Raw genomic sequence first — 2,002 nt, 5'->3', positions numbered from 1 at the left:
ACCGTCGTCGCCGCCGGTCGGCACGCCGGTGCCCGCGAACAAGGCGGCGTCGAACCCGCCGCGCCCGACCGCGGCGTTCATGCCGATGCGCTCGCCGTCCGCGCCGCCGAACACCCCGCCCAGACCGATGCCCGCGGCCGCGCCGTCGGCCAGGGCACCGCAGTACTCGGCGAACCCGCCGAAACCGGACAACAAGCGCAAGTATGCGATCTTCGCCGGGGCGGGCGCCGCGGTCGTCGTGGTCGCGGTGGTCCTGTTCCTGGTGCTGAACTCCGCCAACGGCGGCTCCGGCGGCGACCAGACCGCCCAGTCGCCGGGCACCCAGCCGACGACGGGCCACACCACGCCGAAGAGCGGCGAGAGCAGCGCGACGAACGCGCCCGCCGGGCTCGGCAAGACCGTCCCGGAAAGCAAGATCACCGACTTCGGGGCCGCCGGCCGCGCGCTCACGGCGTTCTACGACAACCCCGCCGGCGGCTGGTCGAAGCTGACCCCGGCCGCCCAGCAGGTGTACGGCAGCGAGCAGGCCTTCGCCGACTACTGGGCGAACAACAAGGTCACCGACTACGCCAGCGCCCGCGCGGACAGCGGCGGCTCGAACTCCGACGGTTCGATCACGATGAACCTGACGGTCAACGGCACGCGCAACGGCTACCGGATCGTCATGAGCGGTGGCCAGATGCTCATCGACGCCGACACCCGGCTCGGCCCGCAGGGCGCGGCCGGCTCCGGCTACTGAGACTTAACGCGCCGCTGGTGGGCTGACGGGCGCCGATGGCCTACCGTGGGGGTATGGCCGAGAACGGAGCTTCGCTGCCGGGCCAGAATCCTCGCTTCCACGAGGACCTGGTCGGCCTGGACCCCTACGACCCCGAGGCGCGCGCCTTCGCCGAGCACCTCGACCGGATGGAACGCTCCGGTCCGAACTTCACCATCGAGGCGGCGCTGGACGGCGTGGCCGACTTCGCCGACTCCAGCAACCGCCTCGGCGGGCTGCGCTACTGGGTGTCGGCCCTGATCGTGGTGCTCATCGTGCTCGGCGTGATCGTGACCGCATGGGACATCGTGGTGCACGCCCTCGCCTGGCTCGCGGCGTAACGTGGATCGGGTGAAAGGTATGAAACCCGTTGTCGGCGCGACCCCGCGCGTCGTGAAGTCCGAGCAGGAATGGCGGCAGCAGCTCAGCCCCGACGAGTACGCCGTGCTCCGCCAGGCGGGCACCGAACGGCCGTTCACCGGCGAGTACACCGACACGAAGACGACCGGCGTCTACGAGTGCCGCGCGTGCGGTGCGGAGCTGTTCCGCAGCGACACGAAGTTCGAGAGCCACTGCGGCTGGCCGTCCTTCTTCGACCCGGCCGACTCCGACGCCGTGCTGCTGCGTGAAGACCGCGCGATGGGCATGAAGCGGATCGAGGTGCTCTGCGCCTCCTGCCACAGCCACCTCGGACACGTCTTCGAGGGCGAGGGCTATCCGACGCCCACCGACCAGCGCTACTGCATCAACTCGATCTCGCTGAAACTGGTCCCCGAGTCCTAAATCCTCCTTAAGCGAGCAACCCGCCGCCCTTCCTCGAACGTAGTCTCCGCACACGGACGAGGGAGGGCGGACTCATGACCGACACCTGGGGTATTCCCGGACCGGTGTTCGCGGGCCTGTACCTGGCCCTGCTGCTCCTCACGGCGCTGGTGGCCTTGGTACGCCTGGCGCTGCTGGCGCGCGGGCACGCCGGCGGAGCGCCGAAGCGGGCCGAAGAACTCGCGCTGCTGACCGGCGGGCGGCTGCGCGCCGCCGAAGTCGTCGTCGCGCGCCTGCTGGACCAGCAGGTCATCCGGCTGGACGGCACCGGCCGGGTCTCGCGGGTCAAGGGCTCGGCGATCGACGCGCTGGACCGCGCGGCGCTGGAGAAGGTCGGCAAGCACGGTTCCGCGGTCGACCGGGTGCGCGCGGCCGTCGCCGAGCACCCGGAGCTGCGGGAGCTGGAAACCGCGCTGGCCGGCC

At 71.1% G+C, this 2,002-nt stretch carries 5 protein-coding genes; 4 read left to right on the top strand and 1 reads right to left on the bottom strand.

Going from position 1 to position 2,002, the window contains the following annotated elements:
* Window positions 1-201, bottom strand: a 201-nt coding sequence (locus G3I65_RS58605) for a hypothetical protein (protein WP_203612458.1), incomplete at its 3' end; no start/stop codon positions are given.
* A gap of 37 nt (window positions 202-238) precedes the next feature.
* On the opposite strand from G3I65_RS58605, the gene G3I65_RS21885 reads away from it, so the two are divergent.
* The 4 genes from G3I65_RS21885 to G3I65_RS21870 all read left to right on the top strand — a co-directional run.
* A complete protein-coding gene (locus G3I65_RS21885; protein WP_203612457.1) occupies window positions 239-739 on the top strand; it encodes a hypothetical protein in 501 nt (166 codons plus the stop codon).
* 53 nt (window positions 740-792) lie between these two features.
* A complete protein-coding gene (locus G3I65_RS21880; protein WP_192782430.1) occupies window positions 793-1,098 on the top strand; it encodes a hypothetical protein in 306 nt (101 codons plus the stop codon).
* Between the two features lie 19 nt (window positions 1,099-1,117).
* The gene (msrB, locus tag G3I65_RS21875; RefSeq protein ID WP_160697766.1) at window positions 1,118-1,540 is read left to right on the top strand and encodes a peptide-methionine (R)-S-oxide reductase MsrB; all 423 of its coding nucleotides are present in this window, start codon (window positions 1,118-1,120) and stop codon (window positions 1,538-1,540) included.
* Window positions 1,541-1,614: 74 nt separating this feature from the next.
* The coding region (locus G3I65_RS21870; protein WP_160697765.1) for a TIGR04222 domain-containing membrane protein at window positions 1,615-2,002 on the top strand (388 nt) is incomplete at its 3' end.

Origin of the sequence: Amycolatopsis sp. SID8362, assembly GCF_010550475.1 — a bacterium.
Lineage (GTDB): Bacteria > Actinomycetota > Actinomycetes > Mycobacteriales > Pseudonocardiaceae > Amycolatopsis > Amycolatopsis eburnea.
This window is presented reverse-complemented; position numbering and strand designations above follow the sequence as displayed.

Bases quoted from the DNA above. Each gene is read 5' to 3' on its own strand.
- G3I65_RS21880 (WP_192782430.1), top strand. From the start codon at position 793: ATGGCCGAGAACGGAGCTTCGCTGCCGGGCCAGAATCCTCGCTTCCAC.
- msrB (WP_160697766.1), top strand. From the start codon at position 1,118: ATGAAACCCGTTGTCGGCGCGACCCCGCGCGTCGTGAAGTCCGAGCAG.